Annotated in this window: 1 protein-coding gene; it reads right to left on the minus strand. The window is 44.5% G+C overall.

All coding sequences use genetic code 11. The features are described from left to right. Positions 1 to 400 (minus strand): glycosyl hydrolase 53 family protein (locus IEQ44_RS18520; RefSeq protein WP_193639397.1); only part of this gene is annotated, 400 nt, incomplete at both ends.

Genomic DNA, 400 nt, shown 5'->3' on the forward strand with positions numbered 1-400 from the left:
CAGGATAGTAAGATTGTCCAATTACATCAAATTTCACATCTCGACTTATAATCTTATCGAAAAAAGCCACTGACTCAGCATTCTGTCCCCCACAAGCGATGTGTACCATAATGGTGATATCTGGATCTGCTGCCCTTACTGCCGCACTCGCGCAGCGCAAGAGCACGCTAAAGCTTTCCATTTCTTCATCTGAATCTACTTTCTTCCTGCCTTCAGGAAGTATACCTTGAGGCCAAATCATGCCATTGTTAATTTCATTCCCTACCTGAACCATATTTGGACGCACCCCTTCGTTGATAAAACGCTTGATGGTTTCATTGGTATAGCTATATACTCTACCCTCCATGGCAGAGCCATGCAAATCCTTCCAGACCGATGGCGTGAATTGCTTACCTGGATC

Source organism: Nocardioides malaquae, assembly GCF_015070385.1.
Lineage (GTDB): Bacteria > Actinomycetota > Actinomycetes > Propionibacteriales > Nocardioidaceae > Nocardioides > Nocardioides malaquae.